We start from the raw sequence: 16,362 nt of genomic DNA, 5'->3' as shown, positions 1-16,362 counted from the left end.
CTCACTTGGGTTGTATCGGTCGCGCACCACAACACCTTTAGGGGCAATTCGCCCGGCCCGCCGTCAGCCGTCCGAGTGGGTCCGTGCTGTGATGTCGCCCATGCGCGTCCTCGTCACCGGCAGCCGCGGCTACCTGGGCCGCCGGGTCGTCGCCCGGTTGACCGAGGCGGGTCACGAGGTCGTGCCGCTGGTGGGCGACGTCCGGACCGCCGACGTGCCGCCGTGTGACGGCGTGGTGCACCTCGCGGCTCTCACCCGCGTGCGCGAGTCGTTCGACCGGCCGTTGGACTACTACGACGTGAACGTCACGGGGACCCTGCGCCTGTTGCGCGCCCGGCCGTCCCGGTTCGTGCTGGCGTCGACGGCGGGCGTGTACGGCGTGCCGAGCACGCCCGTGGTCGCCGAGGACCACCCGCGCGTGCCCACGAACCCTTACGCCGCCTCGAAAGCCGCTGCGGAGGACGCCGTCTCGTGGGCTGCCCGCGGCGGTGCGCTCGCGGCGGTGACGTTGCGGTTGTTCAACATCGCGGGCGGCGGGGACCGGGACGACACGCGGGTGGTGACCCGGGCGTGCGGCGCGGCGTCCGGGCGGCTGCCCGACATCGAGGTCTACGGCGACGGTTCGGCGGTGCGTGATTTCGTGCACGTGGACGACGCGGCTCGGGCGTTCGTGCTGGCGTTGGAGGCGTGCGTGCCGGGGCACACCGCGTACAACGTGGGCGCGGTGCCGGCGTCCGTCGCGGACGTGCTGGCGGCGGTGGGCCGCGTCGCGGGCCGCCTGCCTGCCGTCGTGCGGCGGCCGGCGCACCCGGGCGAGGTGCGCGAGCTGCGTGCCGACGCGAGCCGCCTGCACACCCTCGGCTGGGTGCCGCGCGTGGTGGACCTCGACGCGGTGGTGCGCTCGCAGTGGGAGACGGAGCGCCCGGCCCAGGAGCTGCCCACAACCCCGAAGCCCGCCCCGGACCGCTCCCGCCGGCACGGGGAGGACACCGGTCGGCCAGGCCGCTGATTTTCAGGCAGGCTCCCTGAAAGTTAGCCACCCGGTATCTATCAGGCAGGCTCCCTGAAAGTTACGCGGCGGCCACAGCCCCCACGACCGCCCCGCGCGTCACGGGTCTCCGCCGCGCGGGTCTCGTCTTCCCCTACCGGCGCGGTGATTCCCACGGCACGCGCAGCACCCGCACGCCCGTCTGGAGCTGCACCCCCAGCTTCTCCGTCAGCAAGTAGCGCTCACCGGGCGTGGCAGGCACCTCCGGCACGTCCGACACGACCGGCAGCACCGCCGGCTGGAACGCCTCCTGGTGGCCCGCGGTGGTGGCGATGTCCACCGGCGCGGGCGGCTCAACGACCGGCTCGGCCGCCACCGCCACCGCGTCCAGCTCGGCCGCCCGCGCCAGCAGCTCCTCCGCCAACGCCGCGGTGGTGCGGTCGTGCAGCTCCGCCGTGTGCCGCCGAGCCGCCGGGTGATCGCGGTCCGCCTCCCACAGGTGCTGTAGCTCGTGGACGAACGTGCTGTACGTCCCGAGCCGCCGCAGGACGGCCTCGTGCGCGTCCAGCACCGAGCGCCAGTCACCGGTCAGCCGGTCACGGGCGTCGGTGAACCGCTCCCGCGCCACGCCCCGCCAGAACAGCGGGTCGATACCCGGCAACCGGGCCACGCCGTCCGCGAGCGGCTCGCGTTGGGCGGTCGCGGTGTCCAGCAGGGCGCGCGTCCAGCCCGGGTTGCCGGGCGCCTGGTCCGGCGGCTCGAACACGCGTGGCGGGCGAACCGCGGCGGGCTCGTCGTCCTCCCGGTCAACCGGTCGCCCCGCCATCGCGCTCACCCGCCTCCGCCAGGCGGGCGAAGTCCGCGGCCAGCGCGTCATCGGCGGCGCGGTACTCGGCCGCCACCTCCGCCAACCGCGCCGCGGCCCGCTCCGCACCACCGCACAACCGGTCCAGCGCGGCGTACAGGCTCCGCTGGTACGCGGCCACGGCCACGCGCAGCGGGTCGTCCTCGGCGAGCCGGGTGGTGTCGATGCCGAACCGCCACACCACGTGCCCGCGCCCGTCGTCCGCGACGGCCAGCAGCCGCCGCGCCACCGCCTCCAACTCGGCGAGGTCCACCGCGAACCCGCTCATGCCCACTCCTCGTCCGCCCAGCGCCGCGCCACTTCCTCGGCGGTCCAGTAGGTGCTGCCGGTGCCGCCGACGACCGGGTCGACGACGAGGCCGACGCCGGGCGAGCGGGTGAGCAGGCGCAGCACGTGCTCGCCGGTAGCGGCCACCGCCGCGCCACCGGAACCGGCCACCGAGCGCCGGTATTCGGCGAGCCGGTCGGCGCTGGTGAACACGCACAGGAACTCACCGGCGCCATCCGTGCGCACCGTCGCGACGTACCCGTCCTCCACCTCGAAGTGCAGCGTCCAGCGCTCCAGCCAGTGCTCGATCTCGTCCCGGCGGGACGTGTTCCACGCGTCGATCAGATTCGTCAGGTGATCGCCGTCCACCTCGATGCGCGGCCGGCCGACCCCGGTGCGGCCGTAGTCCCGCTCCGCCTCGACCAGCTCCGCGAGCCGCGTGGCCGGCGGTGGTGGCGGGTCGCCCGCCAGCAGCCTGCCGACCCGCGCGGTCAACCGGCCGACCACCTTGTTGGTGGTGAACGCGGCCCACCCCTTGCCACGCCGGGCGGCGAGCAGCTCCAGGCGGTCGCCGAGCCACTTCGCGTTCAACGCGCCGTCGCGCGGCGTGTTGTAGGCGTAGCGGAGGATCACCCGGTTCTTCTCGTCGTTGGTCACCCGCAGGACGGCCTGCTCCACCTGCCAGACCACCTTCGCGAGCACCACCCACTCGTCGTCCTCCGGCCGGACGTGCGGCCGCCGGCCGAAATCGGTCTCCCGGACGCGCGGCAGGTCGAGGCCGCGCACACCGGCGCCCTTGTGCAGGCGCTGCTCCAGCGGAACGGGCACGACGACTCCTCCCGCGATTCACTCGGGTGGGTTGGGGTCCGGCGTCTCGTACCCGATCTTGCGACAACCCAAACGCGCGCTCAACCACCATTTCCCGGGCGTGTTCCGAGGCATTCCGCAAAATGGCGGTGAGCCTTCCGGACGAGCTGGGGAAATGCCGCCGAGTTGCCGGTGAGGCCGCCTGTTCTTGCCGCTGACCTGCCGATCTCGCGACCGGATCGACACACCGGACCACGCGTCGGCAGGGGTGTCCGCAATTTTCCGGCATCTTGCCGAACGGGTCGTTGCGCGTCACCCACCCGCTCAATTCACTGGAGATCCACAACGTGAACGGAGGCCTCGATGCCCGCACGCCACGACCCGGCGAACTGGCCCGCCCTGCTGCACCGGCTGAGCCGCAACCACCACGCGCTGCTGCGCCTGCTGGGCGCGCTGGCCCTGGCCGTCGGCATCCTCCTCGGCGGCGTCTGGCTGCTGCCCGAGGTGTCCGTCCACATCGGCCCGGTCAGCGTGGAGCGCCCTCAGGCGGTCCGCCGCCTCGGCACCGGCACGCGGTCCAGGTCCGCCGCCACCACGACCTCGCCGGAGAAGACCGCCGCGGCCTCCTCGTGGAACCGCGTCGGGTCGTTGTAGCGCTGCGAGAAGTGCGTGAGCACGAGCGTGCGCACCCCGCACTCGGCCGCCACCCGCGCCGCCTGCGTCGCCGTGAGGTGGCCGTACTCCGTCGCCAGCCGTTCGTCCGCGTCCAGGTACGTCGACTCGATGACGAGCAGGTCCGCCCCGTCCGCCAGCTCGAAAACCCCGTCGCACAGCCGCGTGTCCATCACGAACGCGAACCGCTGGCCGGGGCGGGCCACGCTCACCTCGTCCAGCAGCGGCGGGCGCAGGTCCCGGATGGCCGGGCCGTGGATGCCGCGCGCGGCCAGCAGCTCCGGCACCATGCGCCGGCCGTCCGGCTCGACCAGCCGGTACCCGTAGGTCTCCAGCGGGTGGTCCAGGCGGCGGGCCTCCAGCACCCCGAACGGTCCGGTCGCGACGGTCCCCGGTCCCGTCACCGGGACCTCCCGCAGGTCCAGCACGTCGTGGAACGAGCTGGCGTGGCGCAGGCGGTCGAAGAAGTGCGCGCCGGACGCCGGGTAGTGCGCGTGCACGGGGTGTGGCACGCGGTCCAGTGACATGCGCTGCACGATGCCCGGCACGCCCAGGCAGTGGTCGCCGTGGAAGTGGGTCAGGCAGATGCGGGTGACGGCGCTCGCGGGCACGCCCGCCAGCAGCAGCTGCCGCTGCGCGCCGTCGCCCGGGTCGAACAGGAAACCCTCGTCGTCCCAGCGGAGCAGGTAGCCGTTGTGGTGGCGGGTGCGGGTGGGCACCTGGCTCGCGGTGCCGAGCACGACCAGTTCGCGTGGGGACACGTGGCAGAGTTTGCGCCATGGAGAGTCTGCGCGTGGTGTCCGAGTGGCCGGTGGGTGCGGCGGCCACGGCCGTGGTGGACGCGCGGGGGCGGGTGCTCGGCTCGTTCGGGCCGGTCGACGACCGCTTCCCGCTGGCGTCCGTCACCAAGCTGCTCACGTCGTACGCGGTGCTGGTGGCCGTCGAGGAGGGCGCGGTCGAGTGGGACCAGCCCGCGGGCCCGGAGGGCTCGACGCTGCGGCACCTGATCGCGCACGCGTCCGGGCTGGCGTTCGACTCGAACGACGTGCAGGCCGCGCCCGGCGCGAAGCGCATCTACTCCAACACCGGTTTCGAGGTGCTGGCCGACGCGGTGGCCGCGGCGACCGACATCCCGTTCGCGGAGTACCTGGCGGAAGCCGTCTTCACGCCGCTCGGCATGACCTCGTCCGCACTGGGCGGCTCGCCCGCGGCGGGCGCCACGTCGACGGTCGCCGACCTGACCCGGTTCGCGGCCGAGGTGCTGAACCCGCGGCTGGTGTCGGCGGAGCTGGTGGCGGAGGCGACCGGCGTGGTGTTCCCCGGTCTGCGCGGCGTGCTGCCCGGCTACGGCCTGCAACGCGAGAACGACTGGGGCCTGGGCTTCGAGATCAGGGCGGCCAAGTCGCCGCACTGGACGGCGCCCTCCGCGTCACCGCGCACCTTCGGCCACTTCGGCCAGAGCGGCACGTTCCTGTGGTTCGACCCGGAGGCGGGCGTGGCCTGCGCGACCCTCACCGACCGCCGCTTCGGCGACTGGGCGGTGGCCGCGTGGCCCCCGTTCTCCGAGGGCGTGCTGGCCGAACTGCGGGCCTCCTGACGGGCAGCCGAAAGCCGCTCGCTTATTTCCCGCGACAACGAATATTTCCACCGGGACGCGCTCCGGCGGCACGATGTGAGACACGCCGCCGGACCGGAGCGCGGCCTGAACACGCGCCGTCGACCTGCGTAAACGCGCCCACATCGGACAGGGGCGCAATTCCTCGTCTTATTGAATGAAACTACGATCTTCACCTGGCCGGCCCAGCGGCACCACTCCGTGGTGGCAGCGAAACGAGAACGCGGTAACCTTCCGCACACCACGCGCAATAGCAGCACACCGCCGCCACCGAATCGCATAACGCAGGTCCACCGGTCATTCACCGCCGGTCACCCGCGGCGATCGGCCGTGCGGTGAAAACCCCCCGCACAACGACGACGGGAGACCGGCGTTGTCCCAGGCATCGCGGCCGAACGAGTGGCTGCCCGGCACGTACCTCGCACGTCTCACGCCCGAGGCGCGGACAGCGCTGCTCGGCCTCGGCGGTCGGCGCGTGGTGCGCGCCGGCGAGCCGCTCACCCGCCAGGGCGACCGGTGCGCGGACGTCTTCCTGCTCAAGTCCAACACCTCCGGCACGGCGGTGTGCGCGAAGGTCACGCGCCTGGTGCGCAACGGCGCCGAGGCCCTGCTCGCCATCCGCGTCGTCGGCGACGTCATCGGCGAGGGCGCGGCGCTGCGCGCGGACACGACCCGCTCCGCCACCGTCACCGCCTGTTCCGACGTCGTCGTGCAGGTCGTGGAGCAGCGGCGGTTCCTGCGGTACCTGGACGAGACGCCGCAGGCGTGGCACGCGTTGTGCGCGCTGATCTCCGACCGCCTGGAGTGGGCCAACCGCCGCCGCCTCGACTTCGCCGCCTACGACGTGCGCGTCCGGCTCGCGCGGGTGCTGCTCGAACTGGTCGAGTCGCACGGCGTCGCCGGGCCGCACGGGATCGAGCTGGGCGTCGACGTCTCGCAGGAGGAGCTGGGCAGGCTCATCGGCGCCAAGCCCGACGCCGTCGGCGGCGCGCTGCGGACGTTCCGGAACGCGGGCCTGGTCACGTCGCGCTACCGGGGCGTGCGGGTGTGCGACCTCACCGCGCTGCACGCCGTCGCCGACCGCGACTGATCGCGGCGGTCACCCGAACTGCCGATTTTTCGGGGGTCCGCGGCGCACGCGGTCCGCAGACTCCCCGGCACACCACCAAGCGGAGGAATCCACCGTGGACGACTTCACCCGCCGCGTCCTGATCAACGTGGACGTGGAGGACTACAGCTCGCGCAACGACGTCGACCAGCACGAGGTGCAGCACGCCCTGGTGGCGGTGCTGGCGGACGCCGCCGCCCGTGCCGGGCTCGACCGCGCCACGTGGGACGTGCAGGGCGTCGGTGACGGCGAACTCGCCGTCCTGCCCGCCGGCGCTCCGGAGCGGCAGGTCGTGGACGAGCTGCCCGGCGCGCTGGCCGCCGCGCTGGCGGAGCACAACGACGACGCCCGGCCGCGCACCCGGCTGCGGCTCCGGGTCGCCGTCCACCAGGGACTCGTGCGGCCCGCGGCGGGTGGTTTCGCGGGTGCCGGCGTGGTCGTCTCGGCCCGCATGGTCAACAGCGCGGCCGGTCGCCGGGCGCTCGTCGCGCTACCCGCCGCCGACCTGGTCCTGCTGCTGTCACCGCTGCTGTACCACGACCTGGTGGCGCAGGGGCACACCCGGCTGTCCACAAAGGACTTCCGCGAGGTGCCGGTGCGCATCAAGAAGTTCGACGGCACGGCGTGGCTGCACGTGCCGGGCCAGGACGTGCACGCGCTCGACCTGACCGAACCGGGAACCGACGCCGCGGCCCCGCCCGAGGCGAGCGCGGCGCACCACACCACCGTGCACGGCGGGGTGCGCGCCCGCGACGTGGTCTTCGGCATCCAGAACAGGTTCGTGCGATGACGGCGGCACCCGTGGAACCACCGGAGGACCCACCGCTCGACGGGCCGGCCGAGGCGTACGACCGCGACATGGTCAACGCGGTCCAGGTCCGCATCCACCAGGCGCGGTTCGAGAACGCCGTGCTGGGCGCGGTGGACGCGCACCACCCGCCCCGGTCCCGGCTCACCCGCGCCACCGGCCGGGTGGACGACTACGACGTGACCCGCGCGCTCGGCCGGTTCGTGCAACCCGACGGGTTCGGCCCGGCCGCCGAGCGGCTGGCCCGCGAGCACCTGCTGGTGCTGCGCGGCCCCGCCGGCACGGGCAAGCGGTCCTCGGCGCTGGCCCTGCTGCGCCAGGTCACCACCGACGCGCTGTACCTGATGTCGCCGCACGTGTCGCCCGCGGAGCTGGCGGACTACGACTTCAGCCCCGGCTGCGGCTACCTCGTGGTGGACCGCACGGTGGACCGGGACGCCGCGGACACCGACTTCGGGTGGCGCGTGGTGCGCGACCACGTCGAGGACCTGGGGTGCTACCTGGTCGTCACCGAACCCGCGGCGGCCGGTGACGACGCCGAGCGGTTCGGCTGCCTCGACTGGCCCGCGCCCGCGCCGGTCCGCGTGCTGCGCGCCCACTGGGACGGCGTGGTGCCGGACGACCAGCGGCGGGCGCTGGACGAGGCGCTGACGTCGGTCCACCGGGTGCGCGACGTGGTCGACCTGGCCGCGCGGCTGGCCGGCGGCTGGTCGTGGGACGCGGCGCTGGAGCACCTGGACGCCCGGGTCGGCGCGGAGGTGGAGCGGTGGTTCGACGCCGCGCCCGACCGCGGCGTGCTGGAGGTGACGGCGCTGGCGTTCGCGCTCGGCGCGGACGAGCGGATGTTCGAGGCCGCGCTGCGGTCGCTGGAGCGGCGCGTGACCGTCGCGGCGGAGGACACCGTCGAGGAGGGGCTGCGTCAGCACCGCTCGGGGTGGCGGGCCAACGCGTTGATCGCCACCACGACGCGGCACACCGAGCTGGGCAGGCGCGGCGCGGTCCGGTTCGCCAAGCCCGAGCACCACCGGCACGTGCTGGCGCAGTTGTTCCAGCGGATGGACGTCACGTTCTGGGACGCGGTGGGCGACTGGCTGGACGAGGTCGTGGCCGACGCGCGGTACGAGGTTCCGGTGGCGCTGGGCGTCGCCGAACTCGCGCCGATCGCGCCCGCCGAGGTGGTGTCCCTGCTGGACCGCTGGGCGGCCGGCGCGCGTGGTCGGGCCGGGCAACGCGCGGCCGTCTACGCGTTGCACCTCATCGCGTACGACGAGTCCCTGGCGCCCGTGGCGCTGAAGATCGCCGTGTGGTGGGTGGACCGCGGCAAAGCCCAACAGCGGTGGGTGGCGGCGATGGCGTTCGTCGGCGGCCTCGGCATCCGCTACCCGCACGACGCGCGTCGCCGCCTCTGGCAGATGTCCGTGCAGTCGCACGCCAAGAACCACATGCTGGAGCGGTTGTTCGGCGACCTGTTCGCGACGTTGGACGCCGAGACCGACAACGCGCACCTGGTGCTGGACTTCCTGGCGGGCAAGCTCGCCCGCTTCACCCGGCCCGGCGCGAGCACGGCCGGGCGCGCGGTGGCCATGCGCACCGCCCTCGCCGTGCTGGACTCGCGCATACCGGGCGCGAACCGCCCCGCCGTGCCCGCGCACCTCGTCCGCTTCCCGCGTCACGCGGACCTGGTCGCCCGCCTGCTGGCGAACGTCGTGTCGTTCCGGCCGACGCGGCTGCGGGCCCTGGACGCCCTGCTCTCGCTGCTCGACGAGCCCGACGCGCGTGGTGGTGTGCGCGGCCTCGGCGCGGCCCTGCGGCGCGTGCTGCCGGAGGACGAGCACGACCTGCTGGAGGAAGACCTCCGCGTGGTCGCCGGCTACGGCCGGCGCACCCCCGGGCACCTCGTTGACGACTTCATCGACGCGTTCCGAGGACGCGTCCCCCGACCATGGAGCGGTTGATGGCAGAACAGCAGTACCCGGTGATCGAGGAGCGCGCGCTGAAGCCGGTGCCGCCCAGGCGGTTCTTCGGCCGGCCGCGTGGCCGGGATTCGGACGAGCTGCCGGTGGCGCTGGCCGGGCGGCGACGCGTGTACCGCACCCGCGACCAGTACGTGCTGGACACGGACATGCCGCTGGACGCGCCGACTGTCGTGGAGGCGTCGCACGTGTCGCTGGTGGACGTCACCGCGGACACGGAAGTCGTTGTGCGGCTCGACATCCCGTCCCGCGACGCCGCCCACTTCACGCTCCAGGTGGCGTTCCTGTGCACGGTCCACGACCCGGTGGCGGTCGTGGCGGCGGGCGGCGTGGACGCGCGTGCCGCGTTGTCCGCCTACCTCAAGGGCCACCAGCGGATCCTCCAACTGGGTTTGGACTTCGACCTGGCCGACATCAATCACGTGCGGCGCAAGCTCGACGCGCAGATCCGCGCGTACGCCACGGTCGAGCCGCCCGGGTTCGCGGGCACGGCGGTCGCCCTCGCCGGCGTGGAGGTGCTGACGCCGGGGCAGGTCGCCGAGCTGGGCGAAGCGACCCGCAGCCACGTCGTGGCGACGACCCGGCTCACCCACGAGCACGACCTGGTCGACCTCCGCGAGCTGCACCGCCGCGTCCGCGAAGCGGAGGACACGCGGCACACCGGCTTGCTCGACGCGATGCGCCGCGACCACGCCCGCGTGGAGCTGCGGCGCACGACCGAGGCCGTCGCGGGCGACCCGGCGGCGGCGCTGACCCTCGCCCACACCTCGGGTGAGATCGGGGCCAAGGACCTCGCCGACGGGGTGCGGCGGCTGCACGAGAGCAAGGCGGAACAGGAGCACGCCGAGCAGGCGGTGCGGTGGCAGGCCGAGCGCGAGGACCGGCAGCGCGCGGCCGAGTGGGCGCGGGAGGACCGGCACCGCGAGCAGGACATCGACGCCAGGGCGTTCGAGACCAGGATGGCGGTCGTCGGCGAGCTGGCCAAGCAGGGCCACCTCAACATGCTGAACCTGCGGCTGGACAAGCTCATCGAGGACGTGCTCGGCAAGGCCGCGCCGGACCGGGTCGCCGCCGGGGAGCGCCGGGAGATCGAGCCGACCGCGCCCGAGGGTACCGGCGCGGACGACGTGGTCGAGGCGCAGCTCATGGAGGACGAGCGCAACACCAGGGTGGAGGAGTGACCGCGCTCGACGACCGGCTCGCCGCGCCCGACCGGCCGGTCGGGCGGCCGGCCCGCCAGTCGCTGCCCAACGACGTGGCGGTCGGCGCGTTGCGGCCCGTGCTGCCCCAGCGCGGCGTGCCCCGGCTGCTGCGCCGGCTGATCGGCGTCAACGAGGACGTGCTGGACTGGGTGCCGGAGGAGCGGCCCCGGTACACGCGGCTGGGCCTGATCGTGCTCAACACCGGTGTCCTGGCCGCCGTGTCCATGCACCTGGCCCTGGTGAGCGTCGTCGGCGGGCAGTGGTGGCTGCCCCTGGCCGACCTGGGGTGGGCGGCGATCATCGTCACCGTCGACAGCTGGCTCATCTCCAGCACGCACGGCGCGGTGCGCACGTCGTTGCTCGGCACCTACCTGCCCCGCCTGCTGCTGGCGGTCCTGCTGGGCGCGGTGATCGCCGAACCCCTGGTGCTGGCGGTGTTCCACCAGTCGATCGACAACGAGATCGCGGACCACCGCAAGCAGCAGGTCGAGGGTTACGAGGCCGCGTTGCGGCGGTGCAACCCGCCGTCCGGCGAGCCGTCGGCGGACCCGTCGTGCGCCGGGCTGCTGGTCGTCGTCGGCGAGAGCCCCCGCGCGGCGCGGGACGAGCTGGACCACGCGACCGCCGACCGGGCCGCGTTGAAGACCAGGGCGGACGAGGTGGACGCCCGGCTGGCCGAACTCAACGCGCAGGCCATGGACGAGTGCGCCGGCCGAGCGGGACCGGGGCTCACCGCCGTGCCCGGCGAGGGGCCGGAGTGCCTGCGCAACCGCGCGCGGGCGGACGAGTACCGGCGGGACCACCAGGTCGACCGGCTGCACGCGGACCTGGCCGCCGCCGACGGCCGGGTGGCCGACCTGACCGCGAAGGTCGCCGACGCGAGCGGGCGCACCGAGCGGCTGGTCGGCGACGCCATCACGGCGAAGGTCGACCAGAAGCGCGCCAACCTCGCCGACAGCGGGTTGCTGGACCGGTTCGAGGCGCTGGGCAGGCTGTCCTCGGCGCACTTCACGGTGCTGGTGGCGCACGTGCTGCTGGCGTTGTTGCTGATCGCCCTGGACTGCATGCCCGTGCTCAGCAAGATGTTGAGCGCCCGCACCGAGTACGACAGCCGGGTGCGCCGGCAGCTCGACGTGTCCGGCCGCCTGCACGACCTCCAGCTCAAGGCCAGCGAGAAGCGTGACGCGGTGGACTTCGAACTCCAGGAACTCCGCTTCACGCAACGGCTCCGCGCGGGCGTGGACGAGATCGGCGGCGAGGACCGCATGGCCAAGGCGAAGCGGCGGATGGAGGTCGACGCCCAGATCGACCGGTTGGCCGCGGCGCTGGAGCAGCGCGGCTGACCCCGGTGCGGTGGTCCGCACCGGGGTCGCCGGGCGTCAGCCCCGGCCCGGACCACCGCACAGCGCGGCGGCGGCGAGCTTCGTGGTGGCCGCCGCGATCCGCGTGGCGGCGGCGGTGTCCTCGCGGTCGAGCGCGCCGTGGTTCACCGAGAACTCGACGCGTCGGCTGCCGTCGGCCGTGCTGTACATGTAGGAGGTCTGGCTCTGCGTGCCGCCGGTGTGGCCGTACGCCTTGCAGCCCGGCGCGAACTCGTTCTCGAACAGGCCGAGGCCGATGTTGGCGCCCGGCGCCCCCGTCGGCAGCCACCGGCGCATCTCGTCCATCAGGTCCGCGCGCAGCAGCCGGCCGCCGACCAGCGCGGAGATGAACCGGTCCAGGTCCTCGGTGGTGGAGATGATCTCCCCCGCCGCACCCGCCCACGACGGGTTCATCCGGGTGATGTCGACCACCTTCAGCCGGCCGTCCTGCCGGAACGCCGTGTAGCCGTGCGCGTGCGGGCCGGGGATGGTGGTCTTGTTGCCGGGCAGGCTGGTCCCGTGCATCCGGAGCGGCTTGAAGATCCGGCGTTCCACCTGCGTGGCGTAGGACGTGCCGGTCTGCTTCTCGATCAGCAGGCCGAGCAGGGTGTAGTTGGTGTTGGAGTACGAGTGCCGCGTGCCCGGCTCGAAGCGCGCGGGCTTGCCCAGCGCGAGCCCGACCAGGTCGTCGGCCCGGTAGTCGCGGAACAGGTTGTCCACGTACTCCTGGCCCCACATCGGGATGCCGGCTTCGATCGAGCCGTCCGGCCGGACCTCGCCGGTGTAGTTGAAGAGACCGCTGGTGTGCTGCAACAACATCCGGACCGTGATGCGGCGGTCGACGCCGTAGCGCGGCAGGTAGTCGTCGACGGGTCGGTCCAGCGAGACCCGGCCCTCGCCGACCAGTTGCAGCACCACCGTGGCGACGAACGTCTTGGTGATGCTGCCCGCCCGGAAACGGCCCTGGGGCGCGGGTTCGGCACGCCGCCCGAGCACCGCGGACCCCGCGCTGGTGACCCACTCGCCCTGCTTGTCGTTGACGCGGAACACCAGGCCGCCCCCCGCGGTGGCCGCCGCCAACTCGTCCACGGCGCGCCGCAACTCCCGACGCTTCTCGTTGTCCGCCACCGCGTCCGTTGGCGGCCGTTCCGCACCGGCGGTGGCGATACCCTGCCCGACCACCCCGCCCAGCACCGCGGCCAACAGGACCACACCGCCGGCCCGCCGCATCGTCTTCTTCATCCCGCCCCGAATCACTCCGCCCCCGGCACGGCCGGGGGCACACGTCCGCGTCGGTTCTCCGCCGAGCGCTCGTGGCAACCGTAGAAACCGTTGCAGGGGACCGAAATCCCGTTGGCTGCCCACCCGCGGTACCGCCAGCGCTACCTCGCGGGTGCGAAGTCGTAGCCGGCGAAGTCGATCACCGGGACGTACCCGAGGCGGTGGTAGAGGGCGTTGCTGGTGCGGTTGTGCGGGTCGGTGAACAACACGACTTCGTCGGCACCCGCGGCGAGCGCGGCCCGGCTCACCTCGGCCGTCACGGCGGCCGCGTAGCCACGTCCCCGGAACCGCGCCGGGGTGTAGACGGGGTCGACGCGGACCATCCCCCCGATCACGGGCGTCCAGCCGGCCATGGCGACGGGGGTGTCGTTTTCCCAGAACGTGTAACGCTTCTCGGCGTACCGCGTCTCGGCCCACGAGTCGAACGGCGGCTCGTCGACGTCGGCCATGAACTCGCGGCACCAGCGGATGACGTGCTCCAGGTCCCCGTCACCCGCCACCCGCGCCCGCCCCTCCGGTGCCGGCCGCGGTGGGGTCAGCGTGCCGAGCCGGTGGAGGCGTACCCACAGGCCATGCGTGAACTCCGCGCCCGTGCGTCGTTTCCACGCCTCGGCGAAGGCGAGCGCCGTGTCCCGGTCGGCCGTGACGCCCGCGAGGGCTTGGTCGCCGAGGTGGTCGGCGAGAGCCCCCGCCTGGTCCGCCGAGACGCGGCTGAGGTTGAGGCGCCGCGTTGAGCGGCGGTGCAGGACGGCGTGGACCTCGCCACCGGTTTCCAGCCACCCGAAGACGGTGCCCGGCGCGCCGTGGACGCGTGCTTTCTCCACCACCGTCAGGGTCATCGTGTGCGGGACGGGCCGTGAACGCAGGAAGTCTCCCGCGCGGGCCAGGAACTCGTGGACGTCATCGGTGCTGTGCCAGCGCATGCGCCATGTTCCCGTACCGACCACCGGAGCCGCTGGGCTTTCAACCACCACCGCACCCGCCAGCGAGGGTTGCCGGCGAACGGGGCTCGCCTCCTCGGCTCTCGAGCTTCTCCGTCTGGTGTGGACAACGTGGGCACGGCGACGGCAGCCAATGGTCCACTTCGCTGAGTCATCAAGAGCGCCGGCCCGCGCCCCCTTGATCACAGAGCGACACAACGCGCGGTCGTCAATCGTGATCTATGTCATACGATTTCGGGAACTTTTCCGACAGGCACCCCACATTGGCACCACGAGCACCATATTCAGCACGGTTCAGTACCGAAAAACTCTCCCCAAACCGCGGTGACCCCGCCGGATTCACCGGCCACTCGCGCCACGAACCGGATGAACCCAATAGATTCCGCGCCCAACGGAATAATATCAGGACGACCGTTACGGTAAAGCCTTCCATCCACGCCCGGACCGGCCATGCAGGCCGGATGCCCGTTCGAACTCGAGGAGGTAGGGTCTCACCTCGTCGGGTGATGTTGGACATCGGCATCCCCGCTCCGGTTCAGCGTTCGACGCCGCGGTGCGAACGACACCAGGAGTGGAGAAACCGAATAGATGTCCGATGAGAACTCCGACCGCCCCTCTTCGGTGGGGCGTGAGCGGAACGCCTGGGTACTCCCGGCGATCCAAGGGGCCAAGGCCGCCGCCACCGCGGTGGAGCTGTTCGCGAGGCTGAACGGCAACGAGGCCCTCGCCTGGATCGCAAGGGCCTCGTGCGTACTGCTCAACGGAGCGGCTGCATACCTGGCCCGGAAGCGCCGCCCGTAACCGAGTGCGAGAGCCGTCGACCACGCAGCCAGCGCGGGAGACGGCTTTCGTGCATCCACAAACGATCACGTCGGACACCGGCCACCAACCGGCACCCACGCAAGAACCAAGCTAGCCCAGTTCGCCGTGGCTCGCAGGGGCAATTCCCGCACACATCCACTAAACATGTCATGTGACCTAGACCACAGGGTGACGCCAACAGGCCGCCGAACCAGTCCGGCATCAGCTTTCGCACACACAACGAAGCACGCACACATCCCGCACCGCATATTCCGCACTAAAATCGCACGTCAACACAGTGTTGACGCCTCCCGTCAACACTGTGTTGACTTCGATCTCGGGACAAAGCGAAGATGTCGACCGTGACGGGCCCGACGCGCAACAGCGAGCGCCGCCAGAGGTGGCTGCAGGTCCAGGTGGATCGACTGGCTCGCAAGCTCGGTGTGCCCAGGTCGAGACGACGAGCGTTGCACCTGCTGGAAACCATTGCGGACAGCCCCCGGACCGACTTCGAGGACATCACGCAGGCACTCGGCCTGGTCGAACTCGCCCGACTTGAAGTCGACCTGGTGGAGGTCGCGCTGATCGAGCGCGCGCGCGACGCAGGTGCGTCCTGGTCGAGAATCGCCGCCGGGCTCGGCTTGAGGTCTCGTCAGGCCGCTGAACAGCGGTACCTCCGCCTCACCGCACTGCGTCGCAGCGGACCCGCGGAACGTGATCCACAGGTGGCGCGGGAGCTGCAACGCTCGCGCCGGATTCGCGATCGGCTGATAGACGAGTACGCGCCACTCCTGGAAGGATTGACTTCGGCCATATTAGCGGACTCGGAGAACAACCCGGAACGGTGGGACGCCGCGCCGGATCCACAGCGAATTCCAGTCATGACGCGACTGTCGATTTTGCGCCGCCAGGCCTCGTCCGCCCCTCCGGCCATAATCTACGCACTGCTGACCGATATCGCACGCACGCTTTCCCAGATGCGCAACAGGTACCCGTCAACGCTACCGCCATCCATTCTGGAAGGCTTCGAACGCTTGTCCCTGCTACAGCAGCTCATCTCGATATCGGAAGAACACCCGCCGGCCGAGTTCGACGCACGCGCCAGGAACCTGAAATCCTCCTTGGACGCACCCGACCACTGAGCACCTGCCGCCTGCCCGCCGTCGTCATCGAGATGAGCTGTTCGCGAGGCTGAACGGCAACGAGGCCCTCGCCTGGATCGCAAGGGCCTCGTGCGTACTGCTCAACGGAGCGGCTGCATACCTGGCCCGGAAGCGCCGCCCGTAACCGAGTGCGAGAGCCGTCGACCACGCAGCCAGCGCGGGAGACGGCTTTCGTGCATCCACAAACGATCACGTCGGACACCGGCCACCAACCGGCACCCACGCAAGAACCAAGCTAGCCCAGTTCGCCGTGGCTCGCAGGGGCAATTCCCGCACACATCCACTAAACATGTCATGTGACCTAGACCACAGGGTGACGCCAGCAGGCCGCCGGACCAGCTCCACTACTGGTCACATGCACGTAGTCAAGCACGCACGGGCTCCATAGCTCGCCCGTCGGCAGTGCCCACGCGGCCACGCCGACGTCAACCCGGTGTTGACATTAAATGTCAACGAGGTGTTGACTTCTCAGCATTCAAGTGTGCAATAGTGCGGCCTGGTGGCATGCAG

General features: G+C 72.0%; 15 protein-coding genes. 9 read left to right on the top strand and 6 right to left on the bottom strand.

Features of this window, described 5'->3' with window-relative positions:
- The first annotated feature begins 100 nt into the window (after positions 1-100).
- Positions 101-1,009, top strand: coding sequence for an NAD-dependent epimerase/dehydratase family protein (locus KZQ38_RS21075; RefSeq protein ID WP_219443843.1), 909 nt, complete (start codon positions 101-103; stop codon positions 1,007-1,009).
- A gap of 133 nt (positions 1,010-1,142) precedes the next feature.
- Here KZQ38_RS21075 and KZQ38_RS21070 read toward each other — a convergent pair whose 3' ends face one another.
- Genes KZQ38_RS21070 through KZQ38_RS21060 form a run of 3 tightly spaced genes read right to left on the bottom strand, consistent with a single transcriptional unit; the run spans position 1,143 to position 2,948 of the window.
- On the bottom strand, positions 1,143-1,814 hold the full coding sequence (locus tag KZQ38_RS21070) for a hypothetical protein (RefSeq protein ID WP_219443842.1): 672 nt from the start codon (positions 1,812-1,814) through the stop codon (positions 1,143-1,145).
- Positions 1,795-2,121, bottom strand: coding sequence for a hypothetical protein (locus KZQ38_RS21065; RefSeq protein ID WP_219443841.1), 327 nt, complete (start codon positions 2,119-2,121; stop codon positions 1,795-1,797). Before KZQ38_RS21065 ends, KZQ38_RS21070 begins: the two co-directional genes overlap by 20 nt.
- A complete protein-coding gene (locus KZQ38_RS21060; protein WP_219443840.1) occupies positions 2,118-2,948 on the bottom strand; it encodes a hypothetical protein in 831 nt (276 codons plus the stop codon). The genes KZQ38_RS21065 and KZQ38_RS21060 overlap by 4 nt, the downstream gene beginning before the upstream one ends.
- A gap of 342 nt (positions 2,949-3,290) precedes the next feature.
- Here KZQ38_RS21060 and KZQ38_RS21055 point away from each other — a divergent pair, with 342 nt between their 5' ends.
- The gene (locus KZQ38_RS21055; RefSeq protein WP_219443839.1) at positions 3,291-3,581 is read left to right on the top strand and encodes a hypothetical protein; all 291 of its coding nucleotides are present in this window, start codon (positions 3,291-3,293) and stop codon (positions 3,579-3,581) included.
- Here KZQ38_RS21055 and KZQ38_RS21050 read toward each other — a convergent pair.
- Positions 3,470-4,360, bottom strand: a complete 891-nt coding sequence (locus KZQ38_RS21050; RefSeq protein WP_219443838.1) for a ribonuclease Z — start codon at positions 4,358-4,360, stop codon at positions 3,470-3,472. The genes KZQ38_RS21055 and KZQ38_RS21050 overlap by 112 nt on opposite strands.
- A 17-nt stretch (positions 4,361-4,377) precedes the next feature.
- Here KZQ38_RS21050 and KZQ38_RS21045 point away from each other — a divergent pair, with 17 nt between their 5' ends.
- From KZQ38_RS21045 to KZQ38_RS21020, 6 genes are all read left to right on the top strand, one after another.
- On the top strand, positions 4,378-5,196 hold the full coding sequence (locus KZQ38_RS21045; protein ID WP_219443837.1) for a serine hydrolase domain-containing protein: 819 nt from the start codon (positions 4,378-4,380) through the stop codon (positions 5,194-5,196).
- Between the two features lie 391 nt (positions 5,197-5,587).
- Positions 5,588-6,304: a Crp/Fnr family transcriptional regulator gene (locus tag KZQ38_RS21040; protein ID WP_219443836.1), complete on the top strand. Its 717-nt coding sequence runs from the start codon at positions 5,588-5,590 to the stop codon at positions 6,302-6,304.
- 94 nt (positions 6,305-6,398) lie between these two features.
- Positions 6,399-7,112 (top strand): hypothetical protein, encoded by a 714-nt coding sequence (locus KZQ38_RS21035; protein ID WP_219443835.1) that lies wholly within the window; start codon positions 6,399-6,401, stop codon positions 7,110-7,112.
- Positions 7,109-9,085: a hypothetical protein gene (locus tag KZQ38_RS21030; protein ID WP_219443834.1), complete on the top strand. Its 1,977-nt coding sequence runs from the start codon at positions 7,109-7,111 to the stop codon at positions 9,083-9,085. Before KZQ38_RS21035 ends, KZQ38_RS21030 begins: the two co-directional genes overlap by 4 nt.
- Positions 9,085-10,284: a hypothetical protein gene (locus KZQ38_RS21025; protein WP_219443833.1), complete on the top strand. Its 1,200-nt coding sequence runs from the start codon at positions 9,085-9,087 to the stop codon at positions 10,282-10,284. Before KZQ38_RS21030 ends, KZQ38_RS21025 begins: the two co-directional genes overlap by 1 nt.
- Positions 10,281-11,648 (top strand): DUF4407 domain-containing protein, encoded by a 1,368-nt coding sequence (locus KZQ38_RS21020; RefSeq protein ID WP_219443832.1) that lies wholly within the window; start codon positions 10,281-10,283, stop codon positions 11,646-11,648. Before KZQ38_RS21025 ends, KZQ38_RS21020 begins: the two co-directional genes overlap by 4 nt.
- Before the next feature lie 36 nt (positions 11,649-11,684).
- Here the strand turns inward: KZQ38_RS21020 and KZQ38_RS21015 are convergent, their stop codons facing one another.
- Together KZQ38_RS21015 and KZQ38_RS21010 are read right to left on the bottom strand one after the other, a co-directional pair.
- Entirely contained in the window at positions 11,685-12,908 is a 1,224-nt protein-coding gene (locus KZQ38_RS21015) for a serine hydrolase domain-containing protein (RefSeq protein WP_219443831.1), read from the bottom strand.
- Positions 12,909-13,048: 140 nt separating this feature from the next.
- Positions 13,049-13,870, bottom strand: coding sequence for a GNAT family N-acetyltransferase (locus KZQ38_RS21010; protein ID WP_219443830.1), 822 nt, complete (start codon positions 13,868-13,870; stop codon positions 13,049-13,051).
- Between the two features lie 1,172 nt (positions 13,871-15,042).
- On the opposite strand from KZQ38_RS21010, the gene KZQ38_RS21005 reads away from it, so the two are divergent.
- Positions 15,043-15,831: a hypothetical protein gene (locus KZQ38_RS21005; RefSeq protein WP_219443829.1), complete on the top strand. Its 789-nt coding sequence runs from the start codon at positions 15,043-15,045 to the stop codon at positions 15,829-15,831.
- The last annotated feature ends 531 nt before the right edge of the window (positions 15,832-16,362 follow it).

This window comes from Saccharothrix obliqua (assembly GCF_019375475.1).
Taxonomy (GTDB): Bacteria; Actinomycetota; Actinomycetes; order Mycobacteriales; family Pseudonocardiaceae; genus Actinosynnema; species Actinosynnema obliqua.
This window is presented reverse-complemented; position numbering and strand designations above follow the sequence as displayed.

Excerpts from the sequence above, each read along its gene's own strand:
- KZQ38_RS21075 (WP_219443843.1), top strand. The coding sequence starts at position 101 with ATGCGCGTCCTCGTCACCGGCAGCCGCGGCTACCTGGGCCGCCGGGTC.
- KZQ38_RS21070 (WP_219443842.1), bottom strand. The coding sequence starts at position 1,814 with ATGGCGGGGCGACCGGTTGACCGGGAGGACGACGAGCCCGCCGCGGTT.
- KZQ38_RS21065 (WP_219443841.1), bottom strand. The coding sequence starts at position 2,121 with ATGAGCGGGTTCGCGGTGGACCTCGCCGAGTTGGAGGCGGTGGCGCGG.
- KZQ38_RS21055 (WP_219443839.1), top strand. The coding sequence starts at position 3,291 with ATGCCCGCACGCCACGACCCGGCGAACTGGCCCGCCCTGCTGCACCGG.
- KZQ38_RS21045 (WP_219443837.1), top strand. The coding sequence starts at position 4,378 with ATGGAGAGTCTGCGCGTGGTGTCCGAGTGGCCGGTGGGTGCGGCGGCC.
- KZQ38_RS21030 (WP_219443834.1), top strand. The coding sequence starts at position 7,109 with ATGACGGCGGCACCCGTGGAACCACCGGAGGACCCACCGCTCGACGGG.
- KZQ38_RS21025 (WP_219443833.1), top strand. The coding sequence starts at position 9,085 with ATGGCAGAACAGCAGTACCCGGTGATCGAGGAGCGCGCGCTGAAGCCG.
- KZQ38_RS21015 (WP_219443831.1), bottom strand. The coding sequence starts at position 12,908 with ATGAAGAAGACGATGCGGCGGGCCGGCGGTGTGGTCCTGTTGGCCGCG.
- KZQ38_RS21010 (WP_219443830.1), bottom strand. The coding sequence starts at position 13,870 with ATGCGCTGGCACAGCACCGATGACGTCCACGAGTTCCTGGCCCGCGCG.
- KZQ38_RS21005 (WP_219443829.1), top strand. The coding sequence starts at position 15,043 with ATGTCGACCGTGACGGGCCCGACGCGCAACAGCGAGCGCCGCCAGAGG.